Annotated in this window: 18 protein-coding genes; 4 read left to right on the forward strand and 14 right to left on the reverse strand. The window is 51.6% G+C overall.

Features of this window, described 5'->3' with window-relative positions; genetic code table 11:
* Positions 1-5: 5 nt before the first annotated feature.
* Complete coding sequence (locus AURUGA1_RS05025; RefSeq protein WP_371412352.1) at positions 6-1,076, forward strand: App1 family protein; 1,071 nt, start codon at positions 6-8, stop codon at positions 1,074-1,076.
* On the opposite strand, the gene hflX is transcribed toward AURUGA1_RS05025, so the two are convergent.
* A complete protein-coding gene (hflX, locus tag AURUGA1_RS05030; protein ID WP_114129146.1) occupies positions 1,073-2,584 on the reverse strand; it encodes a GTPase HflX in 1,512 nt (503 codons plus the stop codon). The two genes, AURUGA1_RS05025 and hflX, sit on opposite strands and share 4 nt — an antisense overlap.
* Before the next feature lie 61 nt (positions 2,585-2,645).
* Here hflX and AURUGA1_RS08070 point away from each other — a divergent pair, with 61 nt between their 5' ends.
* From AURUGA1_RS08070 to AURUGA1_RS05045, 3 genes are read left to right on the forward strand one after another with little or no spacing between them, the layout of a single operon-like run.
* Positions 2,646-2,843: a hypothetical protein gene (locus tag AURUGA1_RS08070; protein ID WP_162784062.1), complete on the forward strand. Its 198-nt coding sequence runs from the start codon at positions 2,646-2,648 to the stop codon at positions 2,841-2,843.
* A gap of 60 nt (positions 2,844-2,903) precedes the next feature.
* Positions 2,904-3,776 (forward strand): hypothetical protein, encoded by an 873-nt coding sequence (locus AURUGA1_RS05040; RefSeq protein WP_162784006.1) that lies wholly within the window; start codon positions 2,904-2,906, stop codon positions 3,774-3,776.
* A gap of 24 nt (positions 3,777-3,800) precedes the next feature.
* Positions 3,801-4,421, forward strand: coding sequence for a class I SAM-dependent methyltransferase (locus AURUGA1_RS05045; RefSeq protein WP_114129149.1), 621 nt, complete (start codon positions 3,801-3,803; stop codon positions 4,419-4,421).
* On the opposite strand, the gene AURUGA1_RS05050 is transcribed toward AURUGA1_RS05045, so the two are convergent.
* The 13 genes from AURUGA1_RS05050 to AURUGA1_RS05110 form a co-directional block, all read right to left on the reverse strand.
* Entirely contained in the window at positions 4,418-4,825 is a 408-nt protein-coding gene (locus AURUGA1_RS05050; RefSeq protein ID WP_162784063.1) for a hypothetical protein, read from the reverse strand. The genes AURUGA1_RS05045 and AURUGA1_RS05050 overlap by 4 nt on opposite strands.
* Entirely contained in the window at positions 4,818-5,735 is a 918-nt protein-coding gene (dapF, locus tag AURUGA1_RS05055; protein ID WP_114129151.1) for a diaminopimelate epimerase, read from the reverse strand. The genes AURUGA1_RS05050 and dapF overlap by 8 nt, the downstream gene beginning before the upstream one ends.
* 9 nt (positions 5,736-5,744) lie before the next feature.
* Complete coding sequence (miaA, locus tag AURUGA1_RS05060) at positions 5,745-6,674, reverse strand: tRNA (adenosine(37)-N6)-dimethylallyltransferase MiaA (protein ID WP_114129152.1); 930 nt, start codon at positions 6,672-6,674, stop codon at positions 5,745-5,747.
* Between the two features lies 1 nt (position 6,675).
* Positions 6,676-8,316, reverse strand: a complete 1,641-nt coding sequence (miaB, locus tag AURUGA1_RS05065) for a tRNA (N6-isopentenyl adenosine(37)-C2)-methylthiotransferase MiaB (RefSeq protein ID WP_114129153.1) — start codon at positions 8,314-8,316, stop codon at positions 6,676-6,678.
* 11 nt (positions 8,317-8,327) lie between these two features.
* Complete coding sequence (locus AURUGA1_RS05070; RefSeq protein WP_114129154.1) at positions 8,328-8,603, reverse strand: hypothetical protein; 276 nt, start codon at positions 8,601-8,603, stop codon at positions 8,328-8,330.
* A 110-nt stretch (positions 8,604-8,713) separates the two neighbouring features.
* A complete protein-coding gene (locus AURUGA1_RS05075; protein ID WP_162784064.1) occupies positions 8,714-9,355 on the reverse strand; it encodes a regulatory protein RecX in 642 nt (213 codons plus the stop codon).
* 5 nt (positions 9,356-9,360) lie between these two features.
* The gene (gene recA, locus AURUGA1_RS05080) at positions 9,361-10,452 is read right to left on the reverse strand and encodes a recombinase RecA (protein ID WP_114129156.1); all 1,092 of its coding nucleotides are present in this window, start codon (positions 10,450-10,452) and stop codon (positions 9,361-9,363) included.
* 269 nt (positions 10,453-10,721) lie between these two features.
* On the reverse strand, positions 10,722-10,946 hold the full coding sequence (locus AURUGA1_RS05085; protein ID WP_114129157.1) for a DUF3046 domain-containing protein: 225 nt from the start codon (positions 10,944-10,946) through the stop codon (positions 10,722-10,724).
* Between the two features lie 7 nt (positions 10,947-10,953).
* Positions 10,954-11,262, reverse strand: coding sequence for a helix-turn-helix domain-containing protein (locus AURUGA1_RS05090; protein ID WP_096380689.1), 309 nt, complete (start codon positions 11,260-11,262; stop codon positions 10,954-10,956).
* Positions 11,263-11,398: 136 nt separating this feature from the next.
* Positions 11,399-11,857: a CinA family protein gene (locus tag AURUGA1_RS05095; protein ID WP_114129158.1), complete on the reverse strand. Its 459-nt coding sequence runs from the start codon at positions 11,855-11,857 to the stop codon at positions 11,399-11,401.
* Between the two features lie 2 nt (positions 11,858-11,859).
* A complete protein-coding gene (gene pgsA, locus AURUGA1_RS05100) occupies positions 11,860-12,429 on the reverse strand; it encodes a CDP-diacylglycerol--glycerol-3-phosphate 3-phosphatidyltransferase (protein WP_114129159.1) in 570 nt (189 codons plus the stop codon).
* A gap of 9 nt (positions 12,430-12,438) precedes the next feature.
* Positions 12,439-15,156 (reverse strand): DNA translocase FtsK, encoded by a 2,718-nt coding sequence (locus tag AURUGA1_RS05105; RefSeq protein ID WP_114129160.1) that lies wholly within the window; start codon positions 15,154-15,156, stop codon positions 12,439-12,441.
* 118 nt (positions 15,157-15,274) lie between these two features.
* Positions 15,275-16,924 carry a glycoside hydrolase family 13 protein gene (locus AURUGA1_RS05110; protein ID WP_114129161.1) on the reverse strand — a complete coding sequence of 550 codons (1,650 nt, stop codon included), beginning with the start codon at positions 16,922-16,924 and terminating at the stop codon, positions 15,275-15,277.
* Positions 16,925-16,979 lie beyond the last annotated feature (55 nt).

Genomic DNA, 16,979 nt, shown 5'->3' on the forward strand with positions numbered 1-16,979 from the left:
ACGACGTGAAGCGCAAAAAACCCTCGACCGCAGCAGAGCTGACTCAAGATGTCATGCACCGCGCAGCACGCATCGAGGACCGTTTTCACGCCTACCGGGAAAAGCGCGCCCGCAGGCGCGGTTATGCTGTCACAGTCGTCCCCTACCCCGGATATGGCACAACCGAATGGGTTCGTGTTCTCTGTCGTGTACTTCTTACGAGAAACCCTCGACCTGGTTCGCGTGCAGCAAAGAAAATGCAAAAACGTTCTGAAAGCGTCAGAGGCTGGCGTTCTTTCACTTCTGTTCCCATCAATGAAGTTAGTGTGAACATTGCCATCAATGGCTACGAAACAACAGTCTCAGCAGACCGTGGCGGTGTCGTAGATGTACGGCTTCCTATGAAACTTTCCCCCGGTGAGCACATCGTCAAGATTCATTCCGAAGATTCTGAGATTGCAGAAGCAACAATTTATGTCATCTCACCCACAGCTTCAGTAGGTTTGGTCTGTGACGTCGACGACACCGTCATGGTGACAGCACTTCCACGGCCTTTCTTGGCTGCCTGGAACTCCTTTGTGTTGGACGAACACGCCCGTGTCCCAACTCCTGGAATGGCTGTCTTTCTCTCCCGTGTAGCTCATATTCAAGACGGCATGCCTGTGGTTTATCTCTCAACCGGTGCTTGGAATGTGGCTCCGACCTTACGCAGATTCCTTGGCCGTAACTTATATCCGCAAGGAACACTGCTTCTGACGGACTGGGGCCCCACTCATGATCGGATGTTTCGCTCAGGGCGCCAACACAAAGAAACACAACTTCGCCGGCTGGCTTCAGAATTTCCTCATGTTCAATGGATTCTTGTCGGAGATGATGGCCAGCATGACGAGTCCATTTATGCCGCTTTCGAAAAAGATGTTCCTTCCAGTGTGAGAGCTGTTGCAATACGCCAGCTCTCCAACGGTGAAGCAGTTCTTGCCGGAGGTCGAAAGAAAGCTGAAGAACACAGCAAAGCAGGGAATGCACCGTGGGTCTACGCCCCAGACGGTGCTGGCTTAGCAGCACAATTCAAAGAATTAGGGATTCTGCCAGACTAAGCAGAGATAAATTCCTCAAACTGAGGCAAATCTGACTTTTTGACACGGGCATGAATGAGTGTTCCCTCTTCGCGATATTCAGTTGACTCAATCACTGCTTTAGCGTGAAGGGCAGAAACAACGTCTCCTCTGTCATAGGGAATAACGAGAACAACCGGAACATCAGGTGTTGGAATTCGGTCGGCAATCTTCTGAAGAACTTCATTAATGCCTTCCCCGGTCCGGGCTGAAGCAAAAAGCGCGGAGGGTTCTAGTCCACGAAGGAGAAGCCTGGTGTTGTCATCAATGAGGTCAGATTTATTGAAAACAATCTGCTCAGGGATGTCGGAAGCTCCAGCTTCACCAATGACGTCCCTGACTGTCCGAATTTGTGAAGCAGGATCTGGGTGGGACGCGTCAACGACGTGAATGATCAGGTCAGCATCAGCTACCTCTTCGATCGTGGAACGAAAGGCTTCAACGAGTTGGTGAGGAAGATTTCGGACAAAGCCCACAGTGTCAACGAGAGTGTAATTTCTCCCGTCAGCAGTTTTTGCTTGGCGAACAGTCGCATCCAAGGTGGCAAATAAGGCATTCTCAACGAGCACACCCGCTCGTGTAATGCGATTGAGAAGTGAAGATTTACCGGCATTGGTGTAGCCGGCGATGGCTACAGATGGAATGGCGTTGCGTTTACGGTTTGCTCGCTTGGTATCACGAGCGGGTTTCATCGCGGCAATCTGCTTACGCAATTTAGCCATGCGTGTGTTGATTCGACGTCGATCTAGCTCGATCTTGGTTTCACCAGGACCACGAGAACCCATACCTGCCCCAGCGCTACCGACCTGACCACCGGCCTGGCGAGACATCGATTCACCCCAACCACGCAACCGCGGGAGCATGTACTGCATTTGGGCCAATTCGACCTGAGCTTTACCCTCTCGGCTTTTGGCGTGCTGGCTAAAAATATCCAAAATGACGGCAGTTCGGTCAATGACTTTGACCTTTACTTCGTCTTCCAAAGCACGACGCTGAGAAGGTGCAAGCTCAGTATCTGCCACGACAGTGTCGGCCCCGAGTGCAGCAACGAGATCTCTCAGTTCTTGAGTTTTTCCTCGACCTAAATATGTTGCAGGATCTGGCATTGGGCGCATTTGGATGACACCGTCAAGCACGCGCGCACCTGCTGTTTCGCACAAAGCCGCAAGTTCACGCAGAGAGTTTTCACCATCCTCCGTTTGACCTTTGGGATACACCCCGATGAGGACAACGTTTTCAAGCCGAACCTGACGATATTCAACCTCAGTGACATCTTCGAGTTCAGTAGAGAGACCTTGAACTCGGCGCAGCGAAATACGGTCTGCTAAATCCTGTTGTTGGCCGTCAAAAGAATCATCATGCGTTAAAGAAACATCATCGCTCAAAGCCTGCGCCCGGCCAGAAGAAAAGACGGAAACACGTGCAGGATTTTTAGCACTGGCGCGAGCAAGCACGCGCTCTACGATTTCATCGGAGGATTCACTACTCATTACCTCCAAGATAGCGCTCAATGCTGGGTATTTACCCCAGGGCTGTGGTTAGGATGTGAGCATGAGCACACAGACTTGCCCACACTGTGGGGCCGCGCTTGTGCCTATCGTCTATGGCTTTCCAGCACCAGATGCTTTTGAGCAGGTCGCCAGGGGCGAAATTGTTCTCGGTGGCTGCATGATGTACCCGGGAGCGCCCGACGATGGCTGCCCCACAAAGGGATGTGCTGGCCCGGAACTCTTACCCGAAAAGGTGTAAGCAAGTACACTTGGAACACGGTCTGCGTCCTTACGTGGGCTTTTTCTTTGAGGAGTACTTGTGTCTGTACCAACGCCTAAACCAGCTTCATCCAAACTTCCCTGGATCATTGTCAGCGCGCTTGCCGCCGTCATTGTGATTGCATTGGTTGTTTTTGTTGCAGTGTCTAACTCGACCCCCAAACCAGAGCCCACAAACACTGGCATTCCCACCGTGACCCCAACTCCTCACCCCACCGCAACTCCAACTAAAACTCCCACCCCGACGGTGACCCCAACTCCGACGCCAACCCCCACACCCACAAAAACATCAAGCCCAACTCCTAGTCCCACCGTGACTCCGGTATCAACTTGGGCAGAAAAAACCTATGGAACTTTCTCTCCCGTTAGTCGCCTCAACCAAACCGGAACAAAAGTAGTCGACTTCGGAAACAACATCACTGCTGGTCTGGTCAAGATTGATACCACCAACCTCAGCAACGACTCCTTTACTGTTGAAGTTCTTGCAACCGACAACACGACAGTTATCGACACTCTCGTGGTCAGCGAAGATTCCTACACCGGCACCACAGCTTTTGGTTTGGTTGCGACTGCAGGACAAACCCCAGGCGCTTTGAAAATTACAACCAATCAGAATGTCACTTGGTCTGTTCTGATCTCCCCGATTTCAAGTGCTACACAGGGCCCGCTCGCCATGTCAACTGACACGCAGAATGACACGGTTTACCTCTACGGTGGCGGTGCTGCAACACTGCACGCACAAACCTTCACGCCTAGCCAAGGCATTGTTGTCACCCAATACTTTGGTCCTTCCACATCTGCTCTCACGTTGGTGAACTCCCCCACCATGGTTGACCAGCGTGGGCCGATTTCTGCTGGACCTTCAGTTGTCACTATCCAGGCCAACGGGTCCTGGAATGTGACTGTCGGCTAGTTTTCTCACCAGTAGCCTGTTGATATGACCGAAAAGAAGACCGAACACTACTTTTCGGCACAACCAGCTGGTGATTTTGCTGCGACAGAAATCAAAGTTCGTCTCGCGCACGGTGATTACACCGTTGAGACGGCTGGTGGCATATTTAGCCCAGATCATATTGATGCTGGGACGGAACAGCTGCTGTACAGCGTTCCAAAGCCACCTCATGCCGGTAATTTTCTCGACATTGGGTGTGGATGGGGCCCGCTTGCCCTGACGTTGGCTCTTGAAGCGCCTGCGGCACATATCTACGCCGTTGATGTCAATCAGCGTGCACTTGAGCTGACAAGACGCAATGCAGAACGTTTGAACCTCGATAACATCACCACCTCAACGCCGGATGAGATAGATCCCCAGCTCAGTTTTGATCTGATGTGGTCAAATCCCCCAATTCGGGTTGGCAAAGCTGAATTACATGCCATTATGTGCACCTGGCTTCCTCGCCTGAACATCGGTGGTCAGGCTTATCTGGTCGTAGCAAAACACCTTGGAGCCGACTCATTTGAGAAGTGGCTCAGCAGCGAATTTGCTTCAACCCACAGCGCTACACGCGAGGACACTCGAAAAGGATTTCGCATCATTAACGTGACGCGCGTCTCCTAAGGAATTTGGGGCAACTGGAGGTCAACTGTTGCCCCCAAGATTGCACACCGCGCTGAGATTCCTACGCCGGAGGCAACCAAGGCACTCACGTCAGGTTGGTTCCCATCCACAATGGATTGAACCTGTGACTTCAAACCGGTGAGTGATTCTTTGAGTTGCTGATCTGTTGCTCCAGAAAGCACCTGATCGAGTTGACTGGGAACGCTCACAATCGCTGCTGGCAAACCGAGAATATCTCCACTGCTAAATGCTGCGTTGAGAGTTTCCCACGTTGTACTCACAGACTCACAGGCTGCTGTGTTCGCGGCTTTATCGTTTGCATCAAAACTTGGAATTTGATTACAGCCCGTCAACGCAAGTGAAGCAACAATGACGGTTGTTCCTAAATGGACGGATTTATGCAAGTTCAACAACTCCCGTGTAAACAAGTTCGGCAGGTCCAGACAAAGCGACGTGTTCGCCTTCCTCAGTAGGGAACATACGTACCGCAAGCGTTCCTCCGGGAACATCAACCTTCCAGTTATGGGGGGCTCCTTCACCAGCCCAGTGGCGGGTTGCCAGGGCTGCAGCCACAACTCCAGTTCCACACGAGAGGGTCTCCCCGGAGCCACGTTCGTGAACTCGCATACGGATATGGCCGACACCATCTTTGACCAGCGGGTCACGAGGAACAACCAGTTCCACATTTGCACCTTCAGGAAGTGCTGGTTCTAAACGTGGAGCATGCGAAAGATCTGCCGTATCGAGCTCAGTATCATCAGCAAAAGCCGCAATGACGTGAGGGTTGCCCACGCTAATTCCCAGACCAGGCCTTGCGACGGGAACACCGTCAACTTTGACGACTGGTTCACCGCCAGCAAAACTCCAGCGCCCCATGTCAACTTGAAAGCTGGCACCTTGGGCGGTGAGATCACGGACCCCTGCGCGCGTGCCAATGGCCAGAGTTTCGCCGGGATTAATCGCGGTCAGGCCGGTTTCAAGAAGATATTTGGCAAAAACACGTATCCCGTTTCCACACATTTCACTCAGAGAACCATCTGAGTTGTAGTAATCCATAAACCACTCAGCTGCTGCATCTTCTTCCAGCGCTGCTGAACCAGCAGGATCTGAAACAATCTGTCCAGGCTCATGTTTGCGATTGAGTTTGCTACTTTTCACGGCACGAATCACGCCGTCTGCACCAATTCCAAAGTGTCGGTCACACAGTGCAGCTATCTGACTTGGAGTCAGCGGTAGTTCACCCTCAGGGTCGGTGTAGAGCACAAAGTCATTACCTGTGCCGTGACCTTTGGTGAAATGGAGCGAAATAGCCATGTGTTCAGTTTAAGTGTGAATCCTGTGAAGAACTTCACGAACGTTGTGAGGATTACCAGCAGGCAGCCACACGATGTCTGCATATCGCTTGAACCAACTCACTTGTCTGCGAGCATATCTGCGTGTAATGCTCTGTGTTTCTGTGATTGCTTCTTCCTGGGTCATTTCACCAGCTAGCTGAGCTAAAGCTTGGGCATACCCTATGGCGCGACGAGCAGTTATCCCTTGTTCGATCCCTTGGGGAATCAAACTTTCAACCTCATCGAGTAACCCTTCTTCCCACATTTTCTCGACACGAGCATCAAGTCGTTGAACGAGGACATCGCGGTCCTCTGCTAACCCGAAAATTACTGTGGGCTTCCAATATCGAGTTTCCTCAGGCAATGTGCCCAACGATGCAGTACTACCTGTGACCTCAAGGACTTCCAAAGCCCTGATCACTCGACGTGAATTCTGAGGATCAATGCGCTCAGCTGCTTCGGGAGCCATCTCTTTCAGGCGAGCAAAGAGTGGCTTGATGCCCTCTCGCTCAAATTCACGCTCAAGCTCTTGACGAACCTGGTCATCATGTCCGGGGAACTCGAAATCAAACAGGACACTGCTGACATACAGACCCGATCCCCCAACGAGAATGGGAATGCTTCCACGAGAGTGGATCTCTTCAATAATGTGACGAGCTTGTTGTTGATAATCGGCAACTGCCGCTTCTGTCGTGACACTCAACACGTCAAACATATGATGAGGAATCCCCTCACGCTGTGTTTCAGGAAGCTTGGCAGTCCCAATATTCATCCCAACATAAAGCTGCATTGCGTCTGCATTTACAACTTCAGCAATGTGACCCTGCTCGGCGAGAGCGTGCGCCACATCTAATGAAAGTTCGGTTTTTCCGGTTCCGGTTGCGCCCACAATCGCGATGATTTGGGTGTTGGCTGTCACCCTAACGCTGCCCGTCTTCGACGTCGTAAATAGGTGTGGTTGAGACGCGAAAAGTGGGCATACCTAAACCGACAACAGGAATAGAAGTTGAACCCAGGTTCCTCGCACCACCGGTTGAGGGAACTCCACAACTTTCCGCTTGTTCACGATCCCATGCGTCACCAGCAATTGTGCGACGAACCTTGACGGGTGCTCCGGAAGGATCATCTGCGAGAAGGTGGAAGGGAGCTGCTTCAGTAATTGTGACCGTGACAACATCACCAGGGCGCGGGATTTCACTTCCTGGGGTCACCTCAAAGTGCACTAAACGTGAATCTTCTGCACGACCACTCATCCGCTCTGTAGCAGCGTCCTTGCGACCTTCCCCGTTTGCTACAAGGACGTGCACTTCGCGACCAATTTGCTTCTTGTTTTCTTGCCATGCAATGTCATTTTGAAGTTCAACTAGTCGCTCATAGCGCTCTTGAACAACAGCTTTAGGAACTTGGTTGTCCATATCTGCAGCCGGTGTTCCGGGACGCTTGGAGTATTGGAAAGTGAATGCGGTTGCGAAACGTGCTTCACGAACCACGCGAAGTGTTTCTTCAAAATCTTCATCGGTTTCTCCAGGGAAACCGACAATGATGTCCGTGCTGATGGCCGCATGAGGCATCGCTTCACGAACACGTTGCAAGATACCCAAAAACTTGTCACTTCGATAGCTGCGGCGCATGGCTTTCAAAATGGCATCTGAGCCAGATTGCAAAGGCATGTGGAGCTGAGGCATGACGTTGTGTGTTTCTGCCATTGCAGCAATCACATCATCAGTAAAGGCAGCAGGGTGAGGGCTTGTGAAACGCACTCGTTCTAAGCCGTCAATCTCTCCACATGCCCGAAGCAGCTTGGCAAAAGCTCCCTTGTCACCAAACTCAACACCATACGTGTTGACGTTTTGGCCCAGCAAGGTTACTTCAATGGCGCCTTGGTCAACTAAGGCCTTGACCTCGTTGAGTACTTCACCTGGACGCCGGTCGCGTTCTTTGCCGCGCAAGCTTGGCACGATGCAGAAAGTGCATGTGTTGTTGCATCCAACAGAAATGGATACCCACCCCGAATACGTAGAGTCACGCTTAGTAGGAAGTGTTGATGGGAAGGTTTCGAGAGATTCCAGAATTTCCAGTTCAGCCTTGTTGTTGTGGCGTGAGCGCTCCAATAAGCCAGGCAGTGAGCCCATATTGTGGGTACCAAAGACAACATCAACCCAGGGCGCTTTTTTGAGAACGAGAGCTTGATCTTTTTGAGCAAGACACCCGCCTACTGCGATCTGTAACCCCTTGTGCTTCTCCTTGACACGAGCTAAGTGTCCGAGGTTTCCATAGAGCTTGTTATCCGCGTTTTCCCGCACAGCACAGGTGTTGATGACAACGACATCAGGTTGTGGCGAGCTGGCGCTTCGTTTGAGGTCAGGATTAGCTTCCGCTTCGGCAGCTAGATCAAACTTGATGTACCCAGCGGCTTCCATAGCCCCAGCAAGGCGTTCACTATCGTGAACGTTCATCTGGCAGCCAAATGTTCGTACCTCATAGGTACGCCGACGACCAGATTCATCAACTGCCGCCTCTGAGGCGGGGATGAATGTGGGAGCTTCACTCGGACTGGACATAGGAGTCCAGTTTACTTTGCCGAGTTTGGTCCCATGTAATGGGACCACAGAGCTGCAAGTCCCCAGAGAACTCCAACATATCCAGCTGCGTAGCTGGCAAACATCCAGGGTGTAGCGACCTCTGAAGGAAGTACGGCTGCAACGACACCAAGCACAACACACAGCACGCCGCAGATAATCACAGCAACAACGTTTCGCTTTGTGGCTTTTATACGTGCAGCTTGTTGTTTGGGCGTAAGAGGTTTAGCAGGAGTTTCAGCTTGTTCTTCTGGAGTGGGATCAAACATAGTTTCTACTTCCTGCGGCGATAGCCCCATGTGATGTACACGATGATGACAAGTAATGCGGCAACGACCCATAGGGGCTGTTGAGAATGTCATTGAGCACTCTTGAAAGCTTAGGACCTAGAACTCAAAGCTTCTTTACACGCCGCACGAACGATGTCTCCGGAATATCCCCGCCTACTGAGAAAACCAACCAATCGGCGTTCTGCCGTAACGTCGTCAAGTCGTGAAAATTGGCGAACTCTCTGTACGGCAAGTTCAGTTGCTTTGTGTAATTCATCATCATCATTGATAGATTCCACGGCAGCGCTGATCAGTGCAGTTGAGATTCCTCGTTGACGTAACTCTCTGATAATTACGCTTTTACTTTTACCTTTGCGCTCGCTCAGTCGTGAAACAAGCTCATACGCTAATCGTTCATCGTTGAGATAGTTCAAACGCTCGCATTTTGCTACCAATTCGGCCGCATCCGCTTCAGGGGCATCCTTACTGGCGAGCCACTGTTGAACCTCAAACACAGACAGATCCTGGGAGTTGAGTTTTCTGAGCAAACTCTGCTCCAGCGCATCAAGATCCAAACCTGCTGCAGAAACTTCTTCTATTTCTTCAGCGTCTGTAAACAAAACTGTGCTCAAACGAGAGACCCCTTCAGGAATATCGTGTGAGTTAGCCGTTGCCTCACCTGCAGTCACAGATGAGGCAACGGGCTGATTCTGTTCTGGGTCAACCCAGGGTAAGAATGTGACGTTTGTCACGAAACTCAGGCTCCCTTGCGGACCTCTTCAACTGCCTCGAAGTCTGGTTCGACCTCTGTCGCAGTTGCGGCTGCTTCAACAGCAGCAGCTTCCGCTGCCGCAGCACCAACTCCGAGCTTTGCAAGAATCTTCTGTTCGATCTCTAGAGCCACGGCAGGGTTTTCAATAAGGAAGTTACGTGAATTTTCTTTACCCTGACCAAGCTGGTCTGCTTCGTAGGTGTACCACGCTCCAGACTTCTTCACGATTCCCTGATCGACACCAAAGTCCAAAAGGCTTCCTTCACGAGAGATACCAGTCCCGTAAAGAATGTCGAATTCAGCCTGCTTGAAGGGCGGGGCCATCTTGTTCTTAACGACCTTGACGCGAGTGCGGTTACCGACGGCATCGGTACCATCCTTGAGGGTTTCAATGCGGCGAATGTCCAGACGCACAGAAGCATAGAACTTCAATGCCTTACCACCAGCAGTAGTTTCTGGGCTTCCGAAGAACACACCAATCTTCTCGCGTAGCTGGTTGATGAAAATCATGGTGGTGTTGGTGGAGTTCAATCCACCGGTGAGCTTACGCAACGCCTGAGACATCAAACGTGCCTGCAGACCAACGTGAGAGTCTCCCATTTCACCTTCAATTTCAGCGCGAGGAACCAAAGCCGCGACAGAGTCAATGACAATGAGATCAATAGATCCTGAGCGGACGAGCATGTCTGCAATCTCAAGTGCTTGTTCACCAGTATCAGGCTGAGAAACAAGAAGAGCATCGATATCAACACCAAGCTTCTTGGCATATTCAGGGTCGAGTGCATGTTCAGCGTCGATAAATGCGGCGATGCCACCCTGCTTCTGCACATTAGCAATAGCGTGGAGTGTCAGTGTGGTTTTACCCGATGACTCTGGACCGTAAATCTCGACGATACGGCCACGAGGAAGTCCCCCGATACCGAGAGCAACATCAAGTGCGATTGATCCTGTCGGAATCACCTCGACGGGAGCGCGTTCGTCGCTTCCCAGGCGCATGACGGAACCTTTACCGAACTGGCGGTCGATTTGGGCTAGTGCTGTTTCTAGTGCTTTTTCGCGGTCAGCGGCGGATGCCATGGCCGTCTCCTTTACATATCGAGGGTGATTCGCCTATCGGCTGTCGTGCTACTCCTCCGCTACCGACCGGCCGGTGAAGGCGGGGCGGGCGCTGCGGGGCGCTTACGACAAGGCGGATGCTCCTATTCGGACGTATCTCACCGTAGAAGTAGCCACGGACATTGACTGCCTGCAGCGCTTCTTCGGGGATAACACGTGCAAATAAGTGCATGTGTAGGAGACTAGCCGTTTTCGAATACATATTCGAACAAATATCGGCGTGTTGGAAATTACTTCTTTGGCTCAGGTAAGCCGACTCCATACCACCGTGACTCGGGAACGTCAGCCGCTTTGACAAGTGCGAGCCATACAGAACGGGCAGGAATACCTTTACGCAAAGCCTCCGCAGAGGTAAGTGAACCCAGTTCAGACAAAACCAAGTCATTGACGAGGACACGTCCGTATGCCTCACCGAACTCGTCTGAGACGGCGCGCCAAAATTCGCTGAGGCGCAAAATACTTCTAGCGAGTAGCTACGAAATCGTTGACGAACTCGTCCGGAACAGTGTCAGGGATTGCGCGCATAGGCTCAATACCTTCAATGACTGCTAAACGATCGCCCACTTCACGCATAATTTGTGAAATTGGAGTGTCGAGAGCATCTGCCACAGCAGCAAGAATCTCAGAACTCGCTTCCTTTTGCCCGCGTTCGACCTCACTCAGATACCCAAGTGCAACGCTAGCCTTGCTCGCAACCTGTCGCAGTGTGCGACCTTTCTGCAAGCGGTAGTCGCGCAGAACATCGCCGATTTCCTGTCGAACAAGAATCATGGTGCCTCCCTACGCTGGTGAACCTGTCGGTTCCTCTTCATCTACATCACTATGTTAGTCACTCAAACCTGAAAACAAGATGTGAGTCTTCTTGTATCAACTTAAGTTACTCGAGATTTATTCCCGAGAATGACACCTAATTGATGTGCCTTGCAAGAAGTGCGAGTGCAGCTTGAACGGTGAGTGCGCGGATTTCATTTCTTGTGCCCTCAAAATGGTGTTCTTCAACTGTTTCGCTCCCCTGCCCCACGCAGGCAATGAAGACAGTCCCCACCTCGGCACCGCCTTGCGAATCTGGTCCAGCAACCCCGGTAGTTGCGAGCCCGATGTCTGCCGAAAGTTTGTTTGCAATACCGACAGCCATCAGTTTGGCGACTTTCGAGTCAACGGGACCACGTTGCTCAAGAAGAGCACTGTCAATGCCTAACAACTCATGTTTAAGATCAGTCGCGTAGGCAACAATTCCACCGCGAAAGACAGCAGATGCGCCGGGAACTTCGGTGAGACGAGCTGCAAGCAGGCCACCGGTCAAGGATTCGGCAACAGCAACAGTCATTCCTCGTTGGGTGAGGCGCTGGATCAGCTCAGAGGTCATGACTAGTCCTTTTTTGTGGCAAGTTTCTTTGTTTGCCTTCGGGCATCAAGAAGATAGTCGATACCCGTCCAAACGGTGATGATGGTGGCTACAGACATCAAGATTGTGTTCAACACATCAGCTGCAGTGCCCATAAATATCTGAAGGGGAAGCAACGCGCAGGTAATGGCAACAAACTGAGTAATTGTCTTGAATTTACCGCCACGAGAAGCAGGGATGACATGATCACTGAGCACAGCAAATCGATAGACCGTAATGCCAATTTCGCGAAGCAGAATCAAGCCGGTGACCCACCAAGGAAGTTCACCGAGTATCGACAGTGTAATGAGGGCGCCGCCGGTCAGTACTTTGTCAGCAATAGGGTCAAGAAGCTTCCCGAAATCGCTGACTACGTTGTATTTACGAGCTAGGTAGCCATCAATTCCATCTGTTGCCATGCCTAAAACAAAAAGTCCGGCACCCCACCAACGCAAAGGCGAGTTCAGGTCATCACCTGCTGTCAGGAGCATCCCAATAAAGACTGGCGCAAAAAAGATGCGAACAATGGTGATGATGTTTGGTACGTGCTTCATAGCTTCAGGCTAGTCCCGGCCTGTGAGTTGCCATGCGTCTTCATTGCCGTCATCCCCATCAACTTCCTCATGACCCGACGTCATGGATGCAACGGGATCATGCCCGTAAGGGTCTTCAGAAGCCATCACAGTGATGTTTCCCGTGGGAGCAACTACAGTGGGAACATCTTCTCCGCGGAGAGTGGCGAGAACACCAGCAAGTTGTTCCTGAGAAACTAGAACATCTCGAGCTTTGGACCCTTCAGAAGGACCAACGATTCCCCGACTTTCCATCAGATCCATCAAGCGTCCAGCTTTGGCGAAACCAACACGTAGTTTGCGTTGCAGCATCGATGTCGAACCAAACTGCGTGGAGACGACAAGTTCAACAGCTTGAAGCAGTACGTCTAAGTCATCACCGATGTCTGCATCGATTTCTTTGCGCTCTGCTGCTGCGGCAACATCCTGACGATATTCAGGTCGTGCTTGTCTAGTGACATGGGTGACAACTTTATGGATTTCCTCTTCCGAGACCCATGCACCCTGAACCCGAATGGGCTTATTGGCGCCCATGGGTAGGAAGAGAGCGTCACCTTGCCCGATGAGCTTGTCAGCGCCCGGTTGGTCGAGAATAACGCGCGAATCTGTAACGCTCGTTACCGCAAATGCTAGACGCGAGGGAACATTGGCCTTAATCAAACCGGTAACCACATCTACCGAGGGTCGCTGGGTTGCCAACACCAAGTGAATTCCGGAAGCACGTGCAAGTTGAGTAATTCGCACCACGGAATCTTCGACATCTCGAGGAGCAACCATCATCAGGTCCGCGAGCTCATCAACAACGACGAGGAGATAAGGATAAGGACGCAGTTCTCTCTCACTGCCAGGGGGCAGCACGATGTCATTATTGATAACAGCCCGGTTGAAATCATCGATGTGACGGAACCCAAAACTTGCCAGGTCGTCATAACGCATATCCATCTCTTTTACGACCCACTGAAGAGCTTCTGCAGCTTTTTTGGGGTTTGTAATGATGGGGGTAATCAGGTGTGGAACACCGGCATAGGGCGCTAACTCGACGCGTTTGGGATCTACAAGAACCATGCGTACTTCTGCGGGAGTTGAGCGCATCAGGATGCTGGTAATCATGGAGTTAACGAAGCTTGACTTACCAGAACCGGTTGAACCTGCGACAAGAAGGTGGGGCATTTTGGCCAGGTTCGCTACGACGAAGCCGCCCTCAACGTCTTTACCCACGCCAATAGTCATGGGGTGCTCACTAGAAGAGGAAGCGTTAGAGCGCAGTACGTCACCCAAAGTGACGATTTCTCTGTCTGTATTTGGAATCTCAATACCGATGGCACTCTTGCCGGGAATCGGCGAGAGGATGCGTACCTCATTAGAAGCAACGGCATAGGAGAGATTCTTCGACAGCGCAGTGACGCGTTCGACCTTCACGCCAGGCCCAAGTTCAATTTCGTAGCGTGTCACTGTTGGTCCACGGCTAAATCCGGTAACGGTGGCGTCTACTGCGAATTGTTTAAGTACTTCTGTGATTGCCCTGACAGCCTCATCATTCGCTGCAGAACGAGTCTTTGCAGGGGCTCCTGCGGACAGTGAATTGGCGGGAGGTAGGCGGTACACGGCAGGTGGCGCCTTGGGAGCGGAAACACGAGGGACAACAGATTCATCAACACCAGCCTCTTCAGCCGTTGCGGCAACAATCGCTACCGGAGCTGTAGAAACGTTGTCCTGAGAAGCTACAGATTCAGGATCTGTGACGACCTCTCCTGTATGGAATGCGCGCACTGCTTCTTCTGCGTTGGCTAATTCTTCAATGATGTCCACGTCTGAGATCTCGCGGGTGGCGGCTAAATCAACTGCATGTGCCGCAGGATCAGTTATCACCGGTGTATCAAAAGCTGCTTCGGTTTCACGCTTGCTCGCGTTTCTGCGCCACCACGGCAACGAGGACGCCTCAACTGGATCAAGCTCGAGAATCTCAATTGAGCCAGTTTCTTTGCTTTCAGCCCCAGCATGTGAACCAAAAAGATACTCATACAGTTCACGTAAACGAGCACCGATGCGGTTTGGTGGAGTCTTGGTGATGATCAGTAGTGACAGCACAATGAGCGCAATCATCACAGCAACAGCACCTACCGGAGTGATGATGAGAGCTAATGGAGCCGCGATGACCCAGCCCAATACGCCGCCTGCATCAGCGAGGGCTGCAATTCCTTGAGAAGGGTCTGGTTGGCCACCGAAAATTTGTGCCAAACCAGAGGATGCCATCAGGAGCAGGAATACGCCAACACCGATGCGGTTGTTGTCATTGACCGAGCTTGGGTGACGAAATAGCCACATTGCCATCAGCAGCATCACTACCGGAAGGGCATAGGCAATCCGGCCAAATAAACCACCAAATGTCCAGTCGTTGATGGTTTGAGCAATCTCATTGTTGGGCAGAAACCACTGCGTAATGGCACCAATAACCGCTAAAACAACGAGCGTGAAAGGCACGCCATCACGACGTTCTTCTTTAGAAAACTTTTCAGGTCCTAGCATGCGTGCGGCACCACCAGCAAGATGAGCCATGCTCATCCAAAGCCACGCGATTCCGGTGTACTGGCTTCCTCCGTTAGAGGACGTTGATCGACTTCCGGATGCAGGCTGAGACTTCTTGCTGCTCGAGGCACGCGAACGAGAGCCACCACTACTGCGACCACGCGATTGAGAGCCTGAAGCCATGCCTTCAAAACTACGCGAGGGCACCGACTTTCCCCTGTATTACAGGCGAGTGTTCAGATATACGAATGGCCTGTAATCACATGAATTACAGGCTATTCGAACGGAGGGAGGGAACCCCTTATTCTGTGATCCAGGCTGTGGCGTTGCCGGGTAGCTTGCCATCAACCAGGGGTGCACTAGTGAGTTGAACCGTGCCCGCAGGAAGAGCGATTGGCTTCTTCCCGAAGTTTGTAATGTTGTGCCAACCGTTTTCCCGCTTGAAGTGCACAACCTTGCGCTTACTAGGAACCCATTCAAGAGTTTCAGTGCTCAACAGTTGCTTTCTAAGCTTCAATGCGGCGCGGTAGAGCTTCAATGTGGAGTCCTCTTGAGTTTCTTCAAACTCAACGGAGTAACCACCGAACCACGTGGGTTGGGGCAGATGTGCACCAGCAGAACCGAATCCGAAAGAACTTCCCGTCTTTTCCCATGGCAATGGAACTCGGCAACCGTCTCGACCCTTGCGGACTCCCCCATCACGAAGCCAGATGGGGTCTTGCAAACTGTCAGTTGGAAGGTCTGCTACCTCAAATAAACCAAGCTCTTCACCTTGGTATAAGTACGTGCTGCCGGGCAAAGCTAACAAAAGCATGGTAGCTGCACGGGCACGCGAAAGACCTAACCCGAGATCAAGTTCTGGAGTTTTCCCGCCTGAAAGTAGCCACTTTTCAAAATCAGTCTTTTTGGGAAGTCCATATCTACTGGCGTGACGAACAACATCATGGTTTGAGAGAACCCATGTAGAGGAGGATCCTGATTTTTCCGAGAGATCAAGGTTGAAGGTAATGCTCTTCTTGAATTTCTTAGCGGACCAAGGAGCGACCAGTAGATCGAAATTGAATGCTTGGCCCAACGTCTCTGGACTTGCATAGCGAGGTCGACGCTCAGCCGGAACCCAGGCCTCAGCAACAGCTACACGAGGTGGGTTGTAGGAGTTAAATATTTCACGCCATCCTCGATAAATGTCGATGACGTCATCCCTGTCAAACAAATGGTGGGAACCGTCGAGAGGGATGTGTTCAACCCCATAATTTTCGAAATGGGGGTAGGGCTCAGACATGTCCTTCTTCAGTGCATGCGCCACATCGATGCGGAATCCGTCTACACCGCGGTCAGACCAAAAACGCATGGTTTTCTTAAAGTCCTCGATGACCTCTTCGTTATCCCAGTTGAAGTCGGGTTGCTCTGGAGCAAAGAGGTGAAGGTACCACTGACCTGGAGTTCCATCGGGGTTGGTTGTTCGCGTCCATCCTCGTGGCCCAAAGTGCGAAGGCCAGTCGTTGGGAGGAAGCTCTCCATTTTCACCTTTGCCGTCGCGGAAAATATAGCGATCGCGAGCTGCAGATCCAGGTTCAGAGGCAAGAGCCTCCTGGAACCACACATGAAGATCAGACGAGTGGTTGGGGACGACATCAACAAAAACTCGAATATCGCGATCATGGTAGGCCTTTATCATCGCGTCGAAGTCATCAAGGTTTCCTAGTTTGGGGTCAACGTCTCGGTAATCCGCAACATCGTATCCGCCGTCTGCTAGTGCAGAAGGGTAAAAGGGGCTCAACCAGATAGCGTCAATACCGAGTTCCGCAAGGTAATCAGCTTTGGATGTAATTCCCTGAATGTCTCCGAGGCCATCTCCGTTGGAGTCCTTGAACGATCGTGGGTATACCTGGTACACCACTGCTTGACGCCACCAGTTCTCATCTCCGGCGAGGAAAACTGAATCTGACATATGAACTACTTTCCATTGAAAACACGAGCAAAAACCGATGTAATAGCAAACTATC

The sequence above is a fragment of the Aurantimicrobium sp. MWH-Uga1 genome, assembly GCF_003325955.1.
GTDB lineage: Bacteria > Actinomycetota > Actinomycetes > Actinomycetales > Microbacteriaceae > Aurantimicrobium.

Bases quoted from the DNA above. Each gene is read 5' to 3' on its own strand.
- hflX (WP_114129146.1), bottom strand. From the start codon at position 2,584: ATGAGTAGTGAATCCTCCGATGAAATCGTAGAGCGCGTGCTTGCTCGC.
- dapF (WP_114129151.1), bottom strand. From the start codon at position 5,735: ATGGCTATTTCGCTCCATTTCACCAAAGGTCACGGCACAGGTAATGAC.
- miaB (WP_114129153.1), bottom strand. From the start codon at position 8,316: ATGTCCAGTCCGAGTGAAGCTCCCACATTCATCCCCGCCTCAGAGGCG.
- AURUGA1_RS05045 (WP_114129149.1), top strand. From the start codon at position 3,801: ATGACCGAAAAGAAGACCGAACACTACTTTTCGGCACAACCAGCTGGT.
- AURUGA1_RS05090 (WP_096380689.1), bottom strand. From the start codon at position 11,262: ATGATTCTTGTTCGACAGGAAATCGGCGATGTTCTGCGCGACTACCGC.
- AURUGA1_RS05095 (WP_114129158.1), bottom strand. From the start codon at position 11,857: ATGACCTCTGAGCTGATCCAGCGCCTCACCCAACGAGGAATGACTGTT.
- AURUGA1_RS08070 (WP_162784062.1), top strand. From the start codon at position 2,646: ATGAGCACACAGACTTGCCCACACTGTGGGGCCGCGCTTGTGCCTATC.
- AURUGA1_RS05070 (WP_114129154.1), bottom strand. From the start codon at position 8,603: ATGTTTGATCCCACTCCAGAAGAACAAGCTGAAACTCCTGCTAAACCT.
- AURUGA1_RS05105 (WP_114129160.1), bottom strand. From the start codon at position 15,156: ATGGCTTCAGGCTCTCAATCGCGTGGTCGCAGTAGTGGTGGCTCTCGT.
- pgsA (WP_114129159.1), bottom strand. From the start codon at position 12,429: ATGAAGCACGTACCAAACATCATCACCATTGTTCGCATCTTTTTTGCG.
- AURUGA1_RS05110 (WP_114129161.1), bottom strand. From the start codon at position 16,924: ATGTCAGATTCAGTTTTCCTCGCCGGAGATGAGAACTGGTGGCGTCAA.
- recA (WP_114129156.1), bottom strand. From the start codon at position 10,452: ATGGCATCCGCCGCTGACCGCGAAAAAGCACTAGAAACAGCACTAGCC.